General features: G+C 52.4%; 18 protein-coding genes. 12 read left to right on the top strand and 6 right to left on the bottom strand.

From position 1 onward, the window contains the following. The first annotated feature begins 19 nt into the window (after nt 1-19). A complete protein-coding gene (locus tag QWI18_RS15820; RefSeq protein WP_032657055.1) occupies nt 20-622 on the top strand; it encodes a uracil-DNA glycosylase in 603 nt (200 codons plus the stop codon). 8 nt (nt 623-630) lie between these two features. Here the strand turns inward: QWI18_RS15820 and QWI18_RS15815 are convergent, their stop codons facing one another. Next, nucleotides 631-1,800 (bottom strand): TDT family transporter, encoded by a 1,170-nt coding sequence (locus QWI18_RS15815; protein ID WP_012723161.1) that lies wholly within the window; start codon nt 1,798-1,800, stop codon nt 631-633. 115 nt (nt 1,801-1,915) lie between these two features. Here QWI18_RS15815 and QWI18_RS15810 point away from each other — a divergent pair, with 115 nt between their 5' ends. The 10 genes from QWI18_RS15810 (at nt 1,916) to QWI18_RS15765 (ending at nt 9,827) form a co-directional block, all read left to right on the top strand. Next, on the top strand, nt 1,916-2,812 hold the full coding sequence (locus QWI18_RS15810) for a LysR family transcriptional regulator (RefSeq protein ID WP_012723160.1): 897 nt from the start codon (nt 1,916-1,918) through the stop codon (nt 2,810-2,812). A gap of 158 nt (nt 2,813-2,970) precedes the next feature. Beyond that, nucleotides 2,971-3,963, top strand: a complete 993-nt coding sequence (locus tag QWI18_RS15805; RefSeq protein WP_369319232.1) for a beta-propeller fold lactonase family protein — start codon at nt 2,971-2,973, stop codon at nt 3,961-3,963. Between the two features lie 59 nt (nt 3,964-4,022). Continuing rightward, the gene (locus QWI18_RS15800; protein WP_103388956.1) at nt 4,023-5,258 is read left to right on the top strand and encodes a molybdopterin-dependent oxidoreductase; all 1,236 of its coding nucleotides are present in this window, start codon (nt 4,023-4,025) and stop codon (nt 5,256-5,258) included. A gap of 1 nt (nt 5,259) precedes the next feature. After that, complete coding sequence (locus QWI18_RS15795) at nt 5,260-5,622, top strand: hypothetical protein (RefSeq protein WP_224265906.1); 363 nt, start codon at nt 5,260-5,262, stop codon at nt 5,620-5,622. Beyond that, a complete protein-coding gene (locus QWI18_RS15790; protein WP_012723156.1) occupies nt 5,619-6,125 on the top strand; it encodes a hypothetical protein in 507 nt (168 codons plus the stop codon). Before QWI18_RS15795 ends, QWI18_RS15790 begins: the two co-directional genes overlap by 4 nt. Continuing rightward, nucleotides 6,118-7,575, top strand: coding sequence for a cbb3-type cytochrome c oxidase subunit I (locus QWI18_RS15785; protein ID WP_046722265.1), 1,458 nt, complete (start codon nt 6,118-6,120; stop codon nt 7,573-7,575). Before QWI18_RS15790 ends, QWI18_RS15785 begins: the two co-directional genes overlap by 8 nt. 3 nt (nt 7,576-7,578) lie before the next feature. After that, entirely contained in the window at nt 7,579-8,868 is a 1,290-nt protein-coding gene (locus QWI18_RS15780) for a cbb3-type cytochrome c oxidase subunit II (RefSeq protein ID WP_012723154.1), read from the top strand. A 3-nt stretch (nt 8,869-8,871) separates the two neighbouring features. Next, on the top strand, nt 8,872-9,066 hold the full coding sequence (locus tag QWI18_RS15775) for a hypothetical protein (protein ID WP_032657047.1): 195 nt from the start codon (nt 8,872-8,874) through the stop codon (nt 9,064-9,066). A 121-nt stretch (nt 9,067-9,187) separates the two neighbouring features. Further along, nucleotides 9,188-9,568: a hypothetical protein gene (locus QWI18_RS15770; protein ID WP_012723153.1), complete on the top strand. Its 381-nt coding sequence runs from the start codon at nt 9,188-9,190 to the stop codon at nt 9,566-9,568. Nucleotides 9,569-9,737: 169 nt separating this feature from the next. Beyond that, a complete protein-coding gene (locus QWI18_RS15765) occupies nt 9,738-9,827 on the top strand; it encodes a DUF4113 domain-containing protein (protein WP_311138688.1) in 90 nt (29 codons plus the stop codon). 204 nt (nt 9,828-10,031) lie between these two features. Here QWI18_RS15765 and istB read toward each other — a convergent pair whose 3' ends face one another. The 3 genes from istB to QWI18_RS15750 all read right to left on the bottom strand — a co-directional run bounded on the left by istB (nt 10,032) and on the right by QWI18_RS15750 (nt 12,831). Continuing rightward, a complete protein-coding gene (istB, locus tag QWI18_RS15760; protein ID WP_012723152.1) occupies nt 10,032-10,781 on the bottom strand; it encodes an IS21-like element helper ATPase IstB in 750 nt (249 codons plus the stop codon). Beyond that, on the bottom strand, nt 10,778-12,328 hold the full coding sequence (gene istA, locus QWI18_RS15755; protein ID WP_032657045.1) for an IS21 family transposase: 1,551 nt from the start codon (nt 12,326-12,328) through the stop codon (nt 10,778-10,780). Before istA ends, istB begins: the two co-directional genes overlap by 4 nt. A 239-nt stretch (nt 12,329-12,567) precedes the next feature. Further along, entirely contained in the window at nt 12,568-12,831 is a 264-nt protein-coding gene (locus QWI18_RS15750; RefSeq protein ID WP_012723150.1) for a hypothetical protein, read from the bottom strand. A gap of 112 nt (nt 12,832-12,943) precedes the next feature. On the opposite strand from QWI18_RS15750, the gene QWI18_RS15745 reads away from it, so the two are divergent. Continuing rightward, nucleotides 12,944-13,984, top strand: coding sequence for a hypothetical protein (locus QWI18_RS15745; protein ID WP_012723149.1), 1,041 nt, complete (start codon nt 12,944-12,946; stop codon nt 13,982-13,984). 476 nt (nt 13,985-14,460) lie between these two features. Here QWI18_RS15745 and QWI18_RS15740 read toward each other — a convergent pair whose 3' ends face one another. Together QWI18_RS15740 and QWI18_RS15735 are read right to left on the bottom strand one after the other, a co-directional pair. Beyond that, nucleotides 14,461-17,163: a DEAD/DEAH box helicase gene (locus QWI18_RS15740; protein ID WP_369319231.1), complete on the bottom strand. Its 2,703-nt coding sequence runs from the start codon at nt 17,161-17,163 to the stop codon at nt 14,461-14,463. Between the two features lie 8 nt (nt 17,164-17,171). Then, nucleotides 17,172-18,704: a site-specific DNA-methyltransferase gene (locus tag QWI18_RS15735; RefSeq protein ID WP_369319230.1), complete on the bottom strand. Its 1,533-nt coding sequence runs from the start codon at nt 18,702-18,704 to the stop codon at nt 17,172-17,174. Between the last annotated feature and the right edge of the window lie 668 nt (nt 18,705-19,372).

Here is a 19,372-nt window from a genome sequence, read left to right as displayed (position 1 = left end):
TAGAGGAAGCGTCTTGTCAGTGTCGACTCACCAAGGCACCGCCCCCCTCGGGATTTCGCTTGAAGCGCGAGAAATTTTTCTGCTGATGCCGAACGTTGCGCAACTGACGCGCTGGGTGATTTCCCAGTCCACGGGCGACAAAACCTTGCCGTATTTCGATCCGTTGGATGGCGGCGTCTACGCCAAAATATTGATATTGCTAGAGTCACCCGCGCGAACGGTCAGTCGTGCACGGTATGTCTCACGAGACAATCCGGGGCCTGCACAACGCAACCTCAAAAGTTTCATGGAACAGGTTGGGTTGGAACGCCGAGAGACCGTTATCTGGAATCTATATCCTTGGCTGCCCGATCTTGAAAAGCCCAAGGCGTCGCTCCGCAGGGCGCAAATTGAGGAGGGAATTGAGAAGCTAATCACGCTGCTTCCGCATTTTCCTGATCTCGCGACTGTCGTATTTGCCGGACGTGTCGCTCAGCAGGCGATGCTGCGGGTTCGACACGCCTTTCCCGATATCTCATTGCTCGAGATGCCACACCCCAGCCCGCTTTCTGTTTGCACTCACCCGAGTGTTCGGCAACGCATCCTATCCACGCTGCGTGACGCCAAACAGTCGATTGAGTAGCCAAAGGTTCAGGGTTTGCTCATCTTGTTCAGCGAGGCGATGCAGGGCGAGATGAACAAGTTGCCGCGATACGCGCCTACCAAAGTTTTGGCCGCGACGATGATCCACATGATCGCAAGCAGCAATACCAGTACCACGCCCACAAAATTGAAGAACGCGAGGTGCAACATGGAGCCCAATTTAAGGGTAGTCACCGCATACACGCCTAGCGGAAAGGTGAAACCCCACCAGCCGAGGTTGAAAGGAATACCCTCCCTGAAGTAGCGACCGGTAATCAGCAGCGCCAAAACCATCCACCACAATCCAAGCCCCCAAAACAGCACACCACCGATCAAGCCAATGCCCTCGGCAACGCCTCCGATGCCGGCCATTCCATGAGCGGCGAAGATCGCCGGAGCGTCGCTGCCGAGTACCAGCATCCCCAACGCACCAGTACCAATGGGCCCTAATGAAAGCCAGCTCGATGCCGCCATGCTCTCATGAGGCAATTTATGCAATGCCATGCGCAGCAGCAGAATCACCAGAATACTCAAGGCAACGGGCACTGAGTATGCCCATAGCACGTAGCTGGTGATCAACAGGGTGAACTGTGCACTCGCATCAGCAAGGTGCGGCGCCAGTAGCCCACCACTGGCGGCGGCTACCTCGGCCGCAACCACAGGTAGCAGCCATACTGCTGTCATCTGGTCGATACTGTGCTGCTGGCGGGTAAACATCATGAACGGGATCAGAACCCCGCACGCCAACGCCATGGCGACATCGATCCACCACAGGACTTCAGCTAAAGCGACAACCCCATCCCCCCAGCGTGGCAAGCCATAAAGGAGAAATCCGTTGATGATTGTCGCCAGCCCCATGGGGATGGTTCCAAAAAACATCGACACGGTGGAGTGACCGAAGATCTGTTTGGCTTCATTAAAGAACAGGGCCCAGCGGCTTGCGTACAACACCGTAAAGAGGCAAAACAACGCGATATTGAAAAACCACAAGGCTTCACCTAACACTTTGGGCCACTGCGCGGCAAATGGCAGTTGGCCCAAAGCCAGAGCCAGAATCCCGGTGCCCATCGTGGCGGCGAACCAGTTAGGTGTGAACTGCCGGATCGCTTCTCGTGGATTGGACAATGCTGCCAGTGGATGGCTGCCGCCCATAATCGCTGCGAGTCGTGTATCACTCATTTTCGCGCTCCCGCTTCAGTGTTCATTCAATGTGACTTGCCTGAAGTATAGCTTGATGAGGTTAGCGGCTAAACGGATAGTATAGGTTTACGTTACCTGTTAAAGAGGTAGAAAATTGAAGTTAAGCCTACGTCAATTGCAAATCTTCTGCGCCATTGCGCAACAGGGCAGCACCACCAGCGCGGCCATCGCTGTGTCACTTTCGCAATCGGCCACCAGCGCCGCACTCAACGAGTTGGAAAGCGCCTTGGATACCCGGCTTTTCGATCGCGTAGGCAAACGCTTGGTGTTAAACAATAACGGCCAAGCATTACTGCCCCAGGCCAGAAGCATGCTTGAGAACGCGTTGCAGATAGAAAACAGCTTCCTTCCAGGGCATGCAGAGCTGAAGACTCGCTTGCGGGTAGGCTGTAGTACCACTATAGGCAACTATGTTTTGCCATTGATACTTGGCGAGTTACGCCAATCGGCTCCGCACCTGCGGGTCGATGTTGATATGGCCAACAGCATGGCTATCGCCCGGAAGGTCGCAGATTTCGAGATTGATATGGGACTGATTGAGGGACCGTGCCACTTGCCCGAACTGAGTGCCGAACCTTGGCTTGTAGATGAACTGCTCATTGTAGCGGGCCAACGTCACCCTTTAGCACTCAAGTCGCAGGTCACCCTTGATGACCTGCGTACTGCTGAGTGGCTTCTCCGCGAACCTGGCTCGGGCACTCGGGAGGAAGTCGAACAGTTGCTGTTGCGTCACCTGCACGACCTCGCTGAAACCCGCCAGATCGGCAGCTCAGAAGCCATCAAACACGTCCTTGCACAAGGCATCGGCATCAGTTGCCTGTCGAGCAGGGTCGTTCGGGATCTGCTGACTTCTCAAGACCTGATTGAACTGCCGCATGCGTTGCCTGGGCTGAGCCGGCGCTTTTTTCTGATCCGCCACCGGGAAAAATTCATCTCGTCCGGACTTGAACGGTTCTGGCAAAGTTGCACTCAGTTTGCGAGCCAAAGCTAACGAAATCTATTTGAAAAGTAGGTAACTACTACCACAACAACTTGTTTTCGGAATTTATCCCAAGCGCTTAAGGTCAACTCATTGTCTAGCAGCAATCAGCGAGCTGCATTTGCCAAGGCGCAATCTCACGCCTGGCTGCCCCTTGTGAGGAACCTTTGATGAATGTGATCAAGAAAACAGTGACTGCACTGGCGTTGGGTATCGCGCTCGCCGCATCAATGAGTGCGTCGGCAGCGGAAGATCGCTGGACCTTCGATGGTGATATTCATAACAACTCACTGGCTGTCAGCCCTGACGAATCGACAGCCGTAGTCTCCTACAGTCAGCGTCCTGACGTGGTGGTCTACGACTTGAAAACCGGCAAGGTTCGTCAGGTTCTCACCGGCTATATCACGCCACGCAACATTGTCTTTTCTCCAAACGGCGATGTGTTCTACCTTTCCGACAGCAGCTTAGGGGTCGTTCGTAAGATCGACACCAAAACATTAAAAGTCATCGCAGATCTTCCGTTAGGTGCAGGTGCTTTTGGTACCACGCTCAGCAAGGATGGGAGCCTGCTCTACGTCAACAACGAGGCCGCCAGCACCTTGTCGGTTATTGACCTTGATCACCAACGACTAGTAGCTGTGGTACCTGGCTTCTCCCAACCGCGCCAAGGCATCCGAGTAAGCCCTGACGGCAAAACCGTCTATGTCACCAACTTTCTTGGCGACAAAATCACCCTGGTCGACAGCAAGACCAATAAGATCGAAGGTGAGATCACTGGCTTCAACAAGTTGCGCGCCATCTCCATATCGGCCGACGGCAATACGCTGTACGCGGCTAACAGCGGCAGTAACAGCATCGCAGTTGTCGACACTCAAAAACGCGCTATCACAACCACCGTTATGGTGGGCAAAGACCCCTACGGTGCAGCCCTGACTCCAGACGGACTGCACGTCTACTCGGGTAACCTGGGTGACAACACCCTGTCAGTGATAGACACCAAAACGCTGAAAGTGACGACCACTGTGACCGGTTTGAAGGCACCCCGCCAGGCCATTGTCTTCACCAAAGACAAGTCGAAGGCTTATGTCCTCAACGAGGACCTGAGCATCTCCACCGTCGATCTCGCCAGCAACAAGGTGGTATCGACGCTCAAGGCTGACTGATCGAAACAACGCAGGCCTTCTCGAGGGCCTGCTGATACTCCACGACCTGGTGAATAATAATGAATGGAAGTGATGAGTTCTGGATGATGAATCGCCGTCGTTTACTCGGGTTGGCCACTAGCGCTGGTCTCGCTAGCCTGCTTCCGCGCCAAGCCCTTTCTGGAACGGACTTGGCGCAACTAGATAGGATCGAATCCGCAGAGTCCGAACGACGCCTTGTACGTTTTCCAGAGAAAACGGGACTGATTCTGATTACTGATCGTCCGCCGCAGTTGGAAACGCCGCTGCATTATTTTCGCCAGGACCTGACGCCTAACGAAGCCTATTTTGTTCGGTGGCATCTGTCGGGGTATCCAACTCAGGTCGATACGCGAACCTTTCGACTGCGTCTCGATGGCCAGGTTGCCAATCCTCAGTCTTTTTCTCTTGATGCCTTGGTCAACGAGTTCGAGCCCGTGACACTGGTGGCCATGAACCAATGTTCAGGCAATGCCAGAAGCTTGTTTGGTCCTAAACCTCCTGGTGGGCAATGGCAATTTGGCGCGATGGGAAATGCACAGTGGACAGGCGTTCGCCTCAAGGACCTCCTTGATCGTGCAGGTGTTAAAGCAGGAGCAGTCGAGGTGGCAATTTCTGGGCTGGATGAGTCGCCAATGCCAGGCTTGCCAAAGATCGTGAAGTCATTGAAGTTTGACCATGCCAATGATGGTGATGTGATGGTTGCATACGCAATGAATGGCGCACCACTGCCGATGCTCAATGGCTTTCCATTGCGCTTAGTGGTACCCGGTTGGTACGCGACTTACTGGATTAAATCATTGGCTCACATTGAGGTGCTAGATAAACCTTTAAGCAATATTTGGATGAACCAAGCCTACCGAATTCCTGATAATCCAGAGATCAACGAGGAGCCAGGAAACCTCTCCAAGAAAACGGTACCCATCAACCGCTTTGTCACTCACTCCGTATTCGTACGTCCAGAACCCGAAGAACTATTGCTTGTAAATCATCCATACATGCTAGAGGGCTTAGCCAATGATGGCGGCGATGGTATCGCTCGGGTTGAGGTTTCAGTTGACGGCGGGCGTACTTGGGCAGATGCGACGCTCGACCCCGAGATCGGCCGGTTCTCTTGGCGTCGGTGGCGCTTCGTATGGACCCCCCTTGACAAAGGCCGATACACGTTCAAGGTCCGCGCCACCAACCGCGCCGGGCAAGGTCAACTGACCACCCAGTGGAATCGGGGAGGCTATGCGCGCCGGGTTATCGAACAAACCACTGGAATGGTGGTGTGAGATGACGACATTTCTCCAGCCTAGAATGCTCTTTTTTGCCTTGATGTGTAGCCTACCTATTTGGATACCAAGCGCCTTTGCGGCCGAGGAACCGAAGGTCGATTTTGGTGCTCCCGTGCACTCAATCACTGTTCCCCACGACGAGCCCTACTTGCCGGACGGTCCGGGGCGCAGCGAATTTCTGGCACAATGCGTGATCTGCCATTCTCCTCGTTACGTTACCAACCAACCTGCATTTCCGCGTAAAACCTGGGCGGCTGAGGTCGCCAAAATGCGCGACGAATATGGAGCGCCCATCCCCGACGAAGCCGTACAACCAATCATCGATTATCTGATGTTCTTCAATGGCAAGGAGACACCATGAGTGATCCTGTTCGCGACACATCGGCCCATGGGATTTCCCGAACTGCATTGGCTATGTTGATTGGTGTATTGGCGCTCGGCACGTTGATATCTTGGAAGGTCATCGGCACCCACGGCGCCTCGGATATCACCCGACGAGGAGATGCTCTCCCGTCGCGAGTGGACTCAACAGATAAGGTCGAGTTGACCACTGCATTGGTCGGCGCAGGCGCAATTGTGGTCCAACAGCGTTGCGCAGGGTGTCATGACGCGACTCAACGTTCGGTAGGTCCTAGCTGGAATGCAGTCCTTGCACGATATAAATCTGTAATTGGGACGAAGCCGCTTAATCACGAAGCATTGGCTGTCATGGTCGCTGCCATTTCCCATCCCCAACCAGGATGGGATGGTTATTCTGCAGGGCCTACGGACATAACACTGACGCCGGAGGAGCGATCAGGAACGGCAGCATGGATTCTAAGCCGCTCCAAAACCGTTTCGTTGAAGGAGCTAAGCCATGAGTAGACTGATAGCTGGAACAGAGCATGCTCTAGACGCGAATCAACCCTCGGATATTTTGCCGCGCATTGATTACGATCTTATCAAAGCCCACGGTTATGCAGCAGTGATCACACTGTTTCTATCAGCTCTTGCGGGCCTGCTTGTTGCTCTGAAGCTGACAATGCCCGATCTGCTGAGTAGCCACGCAGCGCTGACCTGGGGTCGCCTGAGGTTCGATCACACACAAGGTATTTTTTTTGGTTGGCTTGCCAATGCTTTCTTTGCGTTCTGTTACCACATGGTCCCGCGCCTGGCTGATCGCCCGGTGTTCAGTCGCAGATTGGGCTGGGTCATTTTCTATATTTGGAATCTTGGTGTCCTTTTGCCCGGATGGTTACTTATTTCCCTCGGGCTCGATAGCCCATGGTTCGCAATACAGTCTTTAGAATGGGCGGAGTTCCCAATGATCGTGGACCTAGTGGTAGTACTCGGTCTGATTTTGGTATGTGCCCAATTCGCGGGGCCTTTCTTGCTTAAGCGGCAACGAGGAGGCTTGTATATTTCGGCTTGGTACCTGATCGGCGGAGCCGTATTTACGCTGCTTGCATATCCAGTAGGAAATTTCGCGCCTGCATTTATCCCCGGCGCGCAAGGTGCTGCATTCAGCGGGCTTTGGATTCACGACGCAGTGGGTTTGTTCGTTACGCCATTTGTACTTGCGATCTCTTACTACATTATTCCGGCCGCCACCAATCGACCTATCTATAGCCACTTTTTGTCAATGATCGGTTTCTGGTTTCTATTCTTTTTTTATCCGCTCAATGGCACTCACCATTACGTCTATTCGGCTATCCCCATGGACGCGCAGAAGGCGGCCATTATCGCCTCCGTGTATTTGGGCATGGACGTGATACTAGTTGTATTCAACCAACTGATGTCACTGCGAGGCCAAGCTTCGACAGTCGCAAGCGATGTCCCTCTGAGGTTTGTCTGGACGGGCACGGTGTTCTATTTAATCGTCAGTTTGCAGGGCGCGTTCCAGGCTCTGATGCCGGTCAACCGATTGACTCACTTTTCCGATTGGGTAATTGGCCATTCGCATCTCGCGATGCTGGGTTTTGCAACCTTCGTTGCCGCTGGCGGGATTGCCCATGCCTGGCAGCGTATACCAAACAACCGCTACAGCGCAGCGGCGATGAATTGGGCTTACTGGCTGATAACTATCGGCCTACTGGCCATGTTCACCACACTAACGGCCGGCGGTTTGGTACAGGCACAAATATGGGAAACCACCGCGCCGTGGATGGACTCTGTACGCGCATCTCTGGCGTACTGGTGGATCAGAGACCTAAGCGGATTGCCGATTCTGGCAGGCTTCATCGCGTTTTTCCTGGGCCTAACTACAGGAGCCCGAAACAACGGTGCTGCCGTAAGTACCTCTCCCGTCATTCACCCTACGTTAGCGGGAGTTTAAGGTATGCAAACGGTTACCAAGCATCGCCTGTTCAATAGCGCCTATCTGATCATATTTGTAGCCGGTATCGGCTTCTTTATCTTGTCGTTTATGCTGCTCGGGATATTGCCTGGGAAGCAACTGCAAAAGGAAATCGAGGCCCGTGCACCTGCCAACATGCAACAGTATTCCGCGAAAGAAGAACGAGGGCGCATTGTATATGCCCGCGAAGGGTGCGGTTATTGTCATACTCAACAAGTACGATTCGTAGCTCAGGACGTCAGTCGCTGGGGGGCGCCCACTGAAGCATGGGAAACGAAATACGACTACCCACAACTCTGGGGGACTCGCCGCATTGGTCCTGATTTAGCTCGGGAAACCGAGGTACGAAGTAATGATTGGCATCTGACCCACCTATTCAATCCTCGATATGTCGTTCGTGACTCTGTAATGCCTGGCTATCCCTGGTTGTTTAAAGGTGATGCCAACAAACCGACATCGGATGGAATTGACCTCGTTGCCTACTTACAGACGCTTGGTAGAGCTAGAAAAGTTTCGGGTTATGACGATCCGCTTCAGGCGCAGGTTGACGCTCAACAATCAACCCAGAAGAGCAGTAACGCGATGTCGCACGACAGCATGGCAGATGAAGAAATGTCGGCGTCACTCAATGTAAGCCAAGATGCAATCGCCGCGCGACCTCGCTTGGATGGGCCAGTGCCTGGCTTTGTGATACCTACTAACGCAAATGACCGCTCGATCGCATTACGTCTGGGACAAGCGGCTTTCGCGGAGAACTGCGCCGGGTGCCATGGTCCGAGTGGAACAGGTGATGGCTTAGCGGCGCCGACGTTGCTGCCACGTCCGGCTAACCTGCGCGATGCACAATTTACAACCCGGCATTTAGCCGATGTTTTGTGGAACGGCAGGCCCGGGACAGCAATGCCCGCTTGGAGAGACCTTGATAACTCAACGCTGGTGGCACTCACGCTTTATGTGCAAAGCCTGCATACAGCGGACGAGCGCGCCTTGCCGTCTAGCGACGTAGCGCTTGGGCAGTCTCTATTTTCCACCAATTGTGCTAGCTGCCACGGTGCCAGTGGCCAGGGCAATGGGCCTGCATCTCGCGGGCTCTCCCCACGCCCCGCGAACTTCTGGGAGAAGAAAGGCAACACGGCGTATCTGGAGAACGTCTTGCGTGAAGGCATACCAGGTACGGCAATGCCTCCCTGGAAAGCAGTGCTCTCGGACGAACAACGAACTGCTGTAGTTACCTATTTGCGTACGCTATACCAACCTACCGAGCAGGAGTGAATCATGTTTGCTTCAATGGTAATTGTGATGACCCTGATCGTTTCTGCATTCGTTGTAGCTTGGTGGGTCAGCCCTGAACTTCGGCTGTGGAGTGAGGCGCCCAAGCTCGTGATGCTTGAGCGTGAACGTCGTTTTGCTCAAATAAGAACGCCATTGGATCAACAGGGGGGGAAAGATCAGGGTTCCGGTAAAACATAATATTGGGAAGTTTTTTACGGAACTGGAATAGAACTGTCTGGCGTTCGTCTACTGTCTGGTCGCGTACTATTTCAAATAGCAGGCGAGCCTACAAAAATTCACAAAAACCAAAGGAATACGTATGTTCAAAAAAATGATCCTCACCGCTGCTGTTGCCGTCTGCTGCATATCTGGTTTTGCGTTCGCCGACGCGCCAGTCAAGGTTGCTGAAACAGACAAGGGAAAAGTACTCGTAGACGCGAAAGGAATGACTCTGTACACGTTCGGTAAGGACACCTCGGGCAAGTCGGTCTGCACTGGGCCATGCGCTGCAAACTGGCCACCTCTGGCAGTGTCGGCAAACGCCAAAGCGGATCATGATTATTCTGTCGTCACTCGAGACGATGGCACAAAACAATGGGCTTACAAAGGCATGCCACTTTACAGCTGGGTCAAAGATACCAAGCCAGGGGATACAACCGGCGACGGTGTCAACCAAGTCTGGCACGTTGCTAAACCGTAACCTCATTAATTAACAGGCTAGCATGCGCCCTGGCTTTGTCAGTGGCGCAAACTAGAAGTTTAACTACCTGATAGTTCCGCCAACGTGCGGCCGCTGCGCCTCACAAAGCATGATGGATCAGATCAACGTAAAATGGGGCCGAGGCACCGTACGCTCTTGAGATGTTCCCATAACGCCATACTGGGGTATGAAGCGCCAGATGCTAAGCCCCATTTGCACAACCCAGCTGGATCACCTCTGGACTGTTAAATTTAAATAGGGCTAGCACTGGGGCTGGGACTTACTAAAGGTTTCAACCCTCAGATCTGATTAAGGTAGGATGATTCAAAGAGCATAGCAAAAATCTTAATCCCGCCAATTATACATTATTGAAAAAACAGGTGATTGCGTTGCATTTGACCAACTGCTTGCATTCAATTTGACCAATTGCATTCGTATTGCCCACCTGGATAAACACCGGATCCTATTGCAACCGTTTGCGACTTTTGATCCTTCGCATTGATTCGCCTTTCAGTTCTATAACGTGGGACTTGTGAACGATACGGTCAAGAATTGCATCGGCAATCGTGGGGTCGGAGAACAGGTCATACCATTTTTCTTTAGGGTACTGACTTGTAATCAACAATGAGCCGTTCTGTGACTGCTCGTCGATAACGTCCAGGAGGAACGGGCCCAACTGGGCGTCAATGCCACCGATGCCCAAATCATCTATGACTAATAATTCTGCGCGGATCAAATGCCGACGTAGTTTAGGCGTGGTGTGGTCAGCGTAAGAAAGTGAGATTTCTTCAAAAAGCTTCGTGGCAGTGCGATACAGCGTCGCTCGCCCAAGGCGGCAGGCTTGGTTTCCGAGTGCGCAAGCGAGCCAGGTTTTGCCAGTGCCCGTAGCGCCCGTGATGATCACATTCTGACGTCGCGCTAACCACTCGCACTCACCAAGGGACATGACCGTATTGCGGTCTATGCCTCGAGACGCCTTGAATTCAATGCTGTCTATTGTGGCTTCATTCTCACGAAGCCTTGCGTTCTTTAGCAAACGTCCAACCTTTCTGCTCTCACGCTCGCTATTTTCGGCATCCATCATTAAACCAAGCCTTGTTTCGAATGGTTCTTTCAGCAGCGCCGGTGTTTCAAGCTGACGCTCGTAGGCTGCTGCCATCCCGTGCAGACCAAGAGACATAAGGTTTTGGGCAGTATCGAGGATTGACTTCATAGCGGCTCATCTCCCTGTGAGGCGTAGTATTCAGCACCACGTATGTTGGCGTGTTCGACCAAGGGGGCGGATCTTCGGTAGTTGGGGCGCAGGTCAGATTCGTTCCGAAGGATCGAACGCAGCCGCTCAGAACTTAGGATGTTCAAGCTATTCGCATAGCCGCACGCGGACTCAAGGCGTGACGGTGTGATTGCCCCTTTGCGAACGTCACGTTTCAGGCCAACAACGACCTTCAAACCGGTCGAGAAATCTTTCCGCAGGTTGAGGTTGTCCTTCACGAAACGGAGCGTTTCCGGCCCAATAGTCTCAGCCCAGACAATCAGAGCTTCCGGCTGGGAGTCCTGGAAATATCTGTGATTCGGGGCCAAGTGCTCTTTGAGAGTGCTAGTGCCCCGCTGACGATTGAGCTTGTGCGAGCCGATGAGACGGCGCTGATGAATGATTTCGAGCCAATCGTCTCGCACGCGCAAATCGACAAGAAGATTCGCGAAGTGGTAAGGAACCGAGTAGCTGTGCTCTTCAAATTGTACGTGGTAGTCGCTGCCTACCCTAACCTGATACACCCACTTGCTGTAGCTGTACTTATGTTCTGGGAGCGGCTTGAGGGCTGGATAGTCAAGCTCAAGGAAGCGGCTGGTTCGGCTCTTAGGGTACGTTCGAGTGATTCGACTGTTTAGCTCATCAACCCAGTAGCTGATTTTCTCGTTGAGCTCTTCTAAGGAAAAAAAGGTGCTCGCTCTCAGCCTTGCGAGAACGAATCTTTGTACCAGTTGAACAGCAATCTCACCTAGCGACTTGTCTTGCGGTTTACGCGGTCTGGCGGGGTAAATTTGAAATCCGTAGTGCTCAGAAAACTCGGCGTAGGCACGATTTAGGGTCACCACATCTCTCGTGTTTTTCGTCACTGCTGACTTCAAATTATCAGGCACAACGAACCGTGGAACCCCGTCGAAGAACTCCAGGGCCAGAATGTTGCATCTGAGCCAGTCTGGGATCGTTTGACTTCTCACGGCGGTGGCAAAAATGTATCCCGAGGCACCTAGCGTTGCCACGAACACCTGAGCTTGGCTGATTGCTCCAGTATCCGGGTTGGTCACAGGCATTGTCCTGCCACAAAAGTCCACGAAGCACTTGTCTCCGGGGAGGTGAGTCTGTCGCATGCTCAGCTTTTGCCTATTGACCCATTCACGATAAATCCGTGTGAACTGAGCATAAGACACGCCTTCTGGCTCGCTTGTACGAAACTCTTGCCATAGGAGTTCCAAGGTGATGTCAGGAAGTTTTAGCTGTTCATGGATGGCAGGCCATGACGGGTAAGCCTTCCTTTGAGATGAGACTTTTGGCTGGGTATGCAGACGCTCCGCCAGCGCTTTGTCGTCAAGGTGCTTCAGTTCTTCCCAGCTTTGTCCACACTGTGCCAACTGATCCCGAATGGTGCGAACAGTGTTATGGGACACTTTGGCTAATAGGCCAATAGCCCTATTCGACAGCTTGGGGTCGCTCGTAAGGCGTAGCACCTCGCGCTGCGTACTTATTGGCAGCCTCATATGTTCTCCTCGCGACAGGTGTGTGAACACCTCACAGGTCGCGCCGTGTGAAAATTGCAGACAAACGGAATGTGATCGACTTGACGCCGAACGCGAGGGAACACAGAATGACGGCGCGTAGGGCTGAAACCTAACACCATCAAAAAAGCCTAGGGCTCCACCCCTGGGCTTTTTTGTGCTCCAAATCCACCGGCTAGCTCCTATCCTGATCTCATTGTGATACTCCTCATATGCTTAGTTCATACGGCCTGCTGCCGTGCGCAGCGCTGCGTAGCAATCCACCAAGCGACCTCTTTGGACAGAGCAAAGAACCCCCGACGATTAGGCACTTCAAATAGCGGCACCTCAATTGTCCCTCGCTGTTTAGCTTTACGAAACGCGTCGTACGATGTGTAACCCAACTCTCTCCACAGCGCGCTGCCACCCACCATCAGGCCATATCGCTGTTTGAGGTCGAGCTCTAATTCGAATGACAGAAATTGGATTTCAAGGGGCTCGCGCATCGCACTTAATGTCCGGTTTGGTCACAGTTGATAGTAATAAACCGCCCCCTTGCGCTCCAGCCGTAAGACTTCTACATTTTTTACGGTACAAAGATCGTTCGGGGATTTTTAAGTGTCTGATTTTAAGAGAATTGCAAACATTTATTCGGAGTTCGCAGGCAGCTTGCGCGAACAAATTCCGGAAAATAGCCGCCCCCGAAGCAACACAGTGGAAATGCTCGCAGTGGGCTACTGGTTCGAAGGACTGAGGCAGCGGACAGGCCTCAAAACTGCCTATGCCCTTGAGCTGTATTTCGAAAAAGAGTCATTTCGAAGAAATACGAATGGCACGATCCGGCATTACCGAAGCAAGTGGTCTAGGTACGAACAGAAAATGATCTCCCCCAAGGCCAAGACCTTGAGTAGGGTGGAACTGCTAGCACCTGGATCGTCCCGCGACCTGAATCATCCCATATGGACTTTGATGAAGCTGATCTCCCGGCAACAGAAAATCAGCTTCGACAGCTACTTCCGTGCGTTAAATACCGATGTCCAACTGGTGCTTTATCGCAGCACCAGCAACATGATTTGGGACAGTGTTCAGCGCGAACCAATCACTCAAGTTCTACTCGAAAAACTCGAACGCAGGGCAAGCTTGGATGCCCTCGCTGCGTTGATCGCGATAGTGGTCGAAGCAGATCTCCTAGGTCGAAAAACCGTTGCTATCAAGGCAGCAGGCACCTTGCACAAAGTACTTCTGATGCTGGCAATGGAGCTTCAAGCGCGCGGTGTTGCCGTTGGCCTAATCGATTGGCTCGTGTTCAACGTCCTACCCCTTGGAGTGCCTGCCCATCTGCATATCTGGATGAGCAGCGCTGACTACATCCACGCGTCGGCGCATTTGAACACCATGGTTTACCAGCATCCGGAAAGGCGCGGAAAAGCCCTACCTTGGAAGCTTCGTAATAAGCTGATGTGCAAGCTGCTTGCCGGGGACATGGGAATTGACGTTTTGCACGCAATGCGCCCTCAGTTCGAGTTGCGGACGGACATAGGGGAAATTGCGGCCGAGCTGGTCGAGGAGTTTAAGAAGACGTCGGCACTGAGAACTTGGGGATGGATGTGCATCATCGATGGCGCGCCACAGACAGTGCCACCAGTACCGCTGCTTTAGCCTTTCAAATGACTCGCTAGGCGAGTGGTCAAGTCCAATGCAAATGCCTGGTCACTTCCGATGCAAACGACTGGTCAAGTCGAATGCAAATGGCTGGTCAAATGGGTTGCAATTTCCCAATTACGGCGCTCAGTCCATTGATTGCCGATTTACGCGCGCCATTAGGCGCCGCGTGGGCCTGGGTGCGATGTGTTCATCGGAAGTCAAAAGCCGGCTTGTGACCAGCGTTATTTCTGCGACGTGGCCTTGTTTTACTGATGGTCTGGGGTGTATTGCTTTTGTCCTCTTACTTGGTTCGTGCAGACGTTAATCCGTATCAGCTGTAAGGGGTAATAAAGCAGGTAGCGGCTGTGGGTAGCCAAATCAGAAAAACTACGGCTATCTACGCTGGGTAGATAGCCGAGGTTATGCCACTTAAGTTACAACCTGCAGACACGGCTTAGGCTCTGGGCGCACGAGCTAATGACAAAATAGTTTTACACTATCTTGTCTGCCAGCTGCTTGAAAACATCCCTGCCCAGGTCATCTCGCTCAACGGCAAACAGGAAAAGGCAGTGTCCATCGCTAGACTTTTCCCACTGATGTCCAACCTGTTGTTTCTCCTTAGAGTCGTCGTTCGTTTTGTAGGGCTCACCTTTATACTCCACCACCAAGATCCGACCGTCTTCCAACTCTGCTACGAAGTCGGGGTAGAAGTAGTCAGATGCGGTCGGCAACCAGAATGAGCAGCTTTCTTGGCGCTCAATATTGCGAACCCAGTGCTTTACCTTAGGATGAGCATCAATCGCCATCGCACATTTGAACTCCTCTGCGGTGTTACCTGCAGGCGTTTTCTCTCGTAAGTCATGGATAATGGGGTAAAAGTGTTTGTTAAAATCGTAGCTACCTTGATAAATGTTTCGGGCTGGATACCTTCCAGCGTCAAAAGAAAAGCTGTACTGCGCCACCTCTTCCAACGTCGGTACACGCATTTCAAAAAGCCGCCCTTGAAATCCTTTTTCCATAGCCTGCTTGCGCAGACGCTCAATTTCTCCCTTGATGGCGTCAGCCAGCTGAAATCTGGCCCGGACCAGCGCAGTAAGGCTGAGGCCGATATCACTCATCAGGTATGAAATCAACTTTGTCAGGTACGCCAGCACCTGTGCCTGAGGGAGGAAGGGTTTCCGCACTTGCATGTCCAGCCAGCGTACGAGATCTTGCACACCGATGTGGCTAGCTACCTCGTTCAACTTTAATTGCTGGGCGTCAATATGACGGAATTTTACCTTCTCTCCGTGAACATCAATCTCGAAGGAGTTCACCGTTTCATGGATAGTAAAGCCAGCAAGCTGCACGGGGTAGTCCAACAGATTCCACTCTCCTAGCTCTGCCAATGTATCTCTCTCGACGATTTCAAGATAACTATCCAACCTGAGACATAGCTGGGGAATTGGGGAGAATAGGATACCTAGCTGTGCTGGGGCCCGTAGTGCGTTTCGAACGGCTCGGTGATCAGCAAATTGCTGGGCTAGCTTCTCCTTGGCAGCTTTAGCCTTTGCTGGGATAGCAGCTGCGATGAACGTTTCTGCCTGTTTCAGCATCTCGTTATCCAGGTTGCCTTTGAGTACCAAAGTTGCGCCTTGCGATGTAGGACGAATTTCCACCTGGGCTTTCAAGTCTTCCGGCCAGTTATCAGTTTCAGGCACCGAGGGCAAATCGACATGGCAATCCGGTATCAAGAGTGGTGAGCTATGGCCGATACTCTGCTCTATGTCACCGGAGCCGCCAGTCAAGAGAAGAGACTGCTGAGGCACAATAATACCGGCAGTATCCAAACGTTCAAACCCCATGTTTTGAACTAGACGATCTCGCAGGTTGCTGGCAGCTTCTGCGAAGTTTGTTGACACGATGTGGGCGTAGGCTTTGTTTAACGATGCTTGGCTGCGATCCTTCGCATATGGCATGCGGAGCACACGCCCTAGCAGCTGCTCGACGTCTTTTGAGGAACTTACGGATTGCAGGCCAGAAAGCACGTAGGCGAAGGAACAGTCCCAGCCTTCTTTCAAAGCTTCGATAGTGATGATGTATCTAATCTTGCAGTCCGGGTCGAACAGGTCGACCCCATTCAGTTCTTTTTGGGCACCTGTAGCAACTGCAATTTGTTCGAGAGATATATTTTCTTGCTCAATAAGGTGCTGCTTCACAACGTCGACTGTTGCCTCACCCCCTTTGGGCATAGCTTGGATGAGCACAATTGGCCGGACGTAATCGTCTTCCTTTAGCGCGACGATTTCAAGGCTGTCTCGTGTGAGGATCGAGTCTCGTAGGCACTCTCGCCAACCTTCGGGATGCTCGGCCAAAACAATTGGCAACTTAATCATCTGCTCAGCACGGAGCTCTTGAGCGGAGACATGATAGAGCACATTATTGCCTGGCACCGGGGTTGCAGTCATTTCGATAACACAGCTCGGGTGTAACCGTCCCAACGTTTTAAAAAAACGGTCAGTACGATTATTGTGGGCTTCATCGACGATGACCAGAGGGCGGTGCAAGTGCAGCCAATTGGCAACTGACCATTTAACTCTGCCAATGTCTTTTGTAGTCAGGAACCTTTGGCTTTGCAGGTCGCCCTCAGTCACCTTTTCCAAGTTGGATGTCAGTGATGCAGGTAGGTCCCGGAAGTGCTCACCTAGCTCTTCAAAAAATGAATAAACGTTTCGCTTACTGGTATCACTAACGTTAAGCGCCTGTATGGTAGCTACGACAACGATACAGGCTTTGCCTATGTCTTGTGGCCCGACCGTTTGCAAGCTCTCGAGATCGCAGACGCGTATGCGGTCTCCGAAATAGTGGGCCAGGGCTTGCCGATATGGGTGGCGAGCATTGGAGAGAGCTTCAAGTGTCTGAGTCCGAATTGCATCCGAAGGGGTAAGCCACAGTGCAATAGGGGCATCGCTATCCAAAACAGACTTGCCAGCCAGTGCTACGGCGTGAGCGGCCAGTAGGGTCTTGCCGCCACCAGTTGGGACGCGTAAACAGACGGTAGGAATGTTCGAGAAAATCTCGTGGTAAGCATCACTTCGCTGTTGACGTTGCAGTATATCCCTGTAGGCATCTTGGATAGAAACCTTACGAGTTCTGTCAAAGAATTCGCTCAGAGCGTCCAACGCGTCGTTTTGGTATTTCTTCAGTTTGAACATGATGGCTCTCAGCGCATTTTCACGTCGTAAGGGATTTGCTTGAAGCTGATATCTTCGGCATTCATGCGTGCTGAGCCCAAGCGGGTAGTTTCTCCATAAACTACAACGGGACCAGGGTTGGGTTGTAGCTGTCGCAACATTGCAACGACTGCACTTGTTAAGACATTACCGCTCGCAGGCCGACGGTCTCCGAGGATGCCGTTATAAAGGAGGAAGTAGCTGATTCCGTTATGTTCGCCTAGGATTGGAGAGTTGAACTCCTGCTGGCCAGGAGCTCCTGTTTCAAGGTGCCAGATGTAAGCCGCTAGAGTGGCAAAACGAATTGAGTTGGTGAGCTGGCCTTGCTCATCGAAAGCAGGTTCGCCGAGGGTAAACAAGGAGAAGCCGCCGCCACCTCTCCAGTTGACGCTGTGACTAATGCCGCCGGCTTCTCCTTCAATGACTTTTTCAAGACGTGGCACGCAGTGTGTCCGGGCATGCTCTCCCATTTCGATGCCGATATAGCGTCGGCCAGTCTTGTGGGCGACCGCAGCAGAGGTGCCAGAGCCCAGAAACGAATCCAATATTAAATCACCTGGATCAGTAGCGATCCGGAATACTAAGTGAATGAGCTCTTCAGGTTTAGGTGTAGAGAACGGCTCTATTTCTGGCAGAAGCTTTCGAAGATGGTCACGTTTTGCAGACTGATTAGACCCCGCATCTTCGGCAGGCCACCAAGTTCGGGGGACGACACCATCCTGAACATCGGTCAAGTAACGTTTGATGATCGGCAGGCGGTCCCCATCCTTTCCAAAGTACACTCGGTTCTCAGCAAGAGCTGACCTCAGGCTTTCCTTGGAGAATCGCCAGTAATTCCCCGATGGAGGTGTTACTACGCGCCCAGATGGCAGGGTTATCGGATATCTCTGCGCGGCACTACCACTTTTGGCAGTTCCGTTGTCTCCCTGTAACCAAGGACCTCTAGGATCCTTGTCTGGGTTTTTGTACCTAGCGTTCTGCTCTTCCGTTCTATTGAGTAGATTTCTCGTCTTACTCCACACGTCCCGCTGCCGTGCAAACAGAATGACATGGTCATGAGCGCTAGAAATATCCGTATCGTTTCGACGGCCCTTATCTTTTTCCCAAGCGAACGTCGCGACGAAGTTTTTCCTACCGAATATTTCGTCCATGAGAACCTTGAGATAGTGAGCTTCGTTATCATCAATGGTCACCCATATGCTGCCATCTTCGGCAAGCAGTTCGCGTAGAAGTACCAAGCGAGGGTACATCATCGATAACCACTGACTGTGCTCTAAGTTGTCATCGTAATGCTCGAATGCGCTTTTGGTGTTGTACGGAGGATCGATGAAAATGCATTTCACCTGACCGGCGTAGAAAGGGATCAGCGATTTCAGGGCTAGTAGGTTGTCACCTTGAACGATGAAATTGTCGCTGGCGGCCTGAGAGTCACCGTAGGTTTTCTCACGCTTCAGCAGGTGGTACGGCACCTCAAGCGGGATTTCTTTGGCTTGGCTTTTGTTGACCCAATCTAGAAACGGCATGTGCTCTTGGCCCTTATTGACACAAAAAAGGGGTATTGTATCTGCCGTTCGTGTGAATAAAACACTGCTGTCTGATGCCCATGCGGCCTAGTCTCCAGAAAGCCAACACTTATAGATGCAGTGCCTTGGGTTCCCTCATGAGGCAACGCGCCGCGGGTTTCCTCATGTGTGGTGCAGAGCAGGTCGTATCAGTCGTGTTTTGCCCATCATTCTCATGCGGACCACGCTGTGTTCTCCTGCTCATTTGAGCTGGAACAGTTGAGCATTTGGGCCTGTTCAGTCGGCAGCAACAGCTTATGTCTGCTCCGGGAGCTATGATTCGTAAAAAGTAGCTTTGTTCTGGCGATCACCGGGATCGAATCGTGCCGCGGTCGCCGCGCCGGGACACTTCGGCCCATAGCGCAAGCAACCTTTACCAAACCTTGGCCGGTGTGGAGCGCGCGACGTTCTGGGCGTCCATTTCGCAGTCAGCGTAGCCTTCAGCTTAATTATGGAGCGCGTACTGAATGATTTTTTGCTGGAAGGACACGAACACGTTGAAGTGTTTCTGCTCGATGAGCGGCTGTGGAATGTTTTCCGTCACGATAGTCCTGGTCTGGCACAGGTTTGCAATGACGTTAGGCAGGTTGAGCTCGAAAATGGCCTCGATTTCAAGCGCTAGAACTAAA

The sequence above is a fragment of the Pseudomonas sp. W2Oct36 genome, from assembly GCF_041060465.1.
In the GTDB taxonomy this organism is placed as follows: domain Bacteria; phylum Pseudomonadota; class Gammaproteobacteria; order Pseudomonadales; family Pseudomonadaceae; genus Aquipseudomonas; species Aquipseudomonas graminis_B.
The sequence above is the reverse complement of the archived record's forward strand: the minus strand, read 5'-3'. Positions and strand labels throughout refer to the sequence as shown.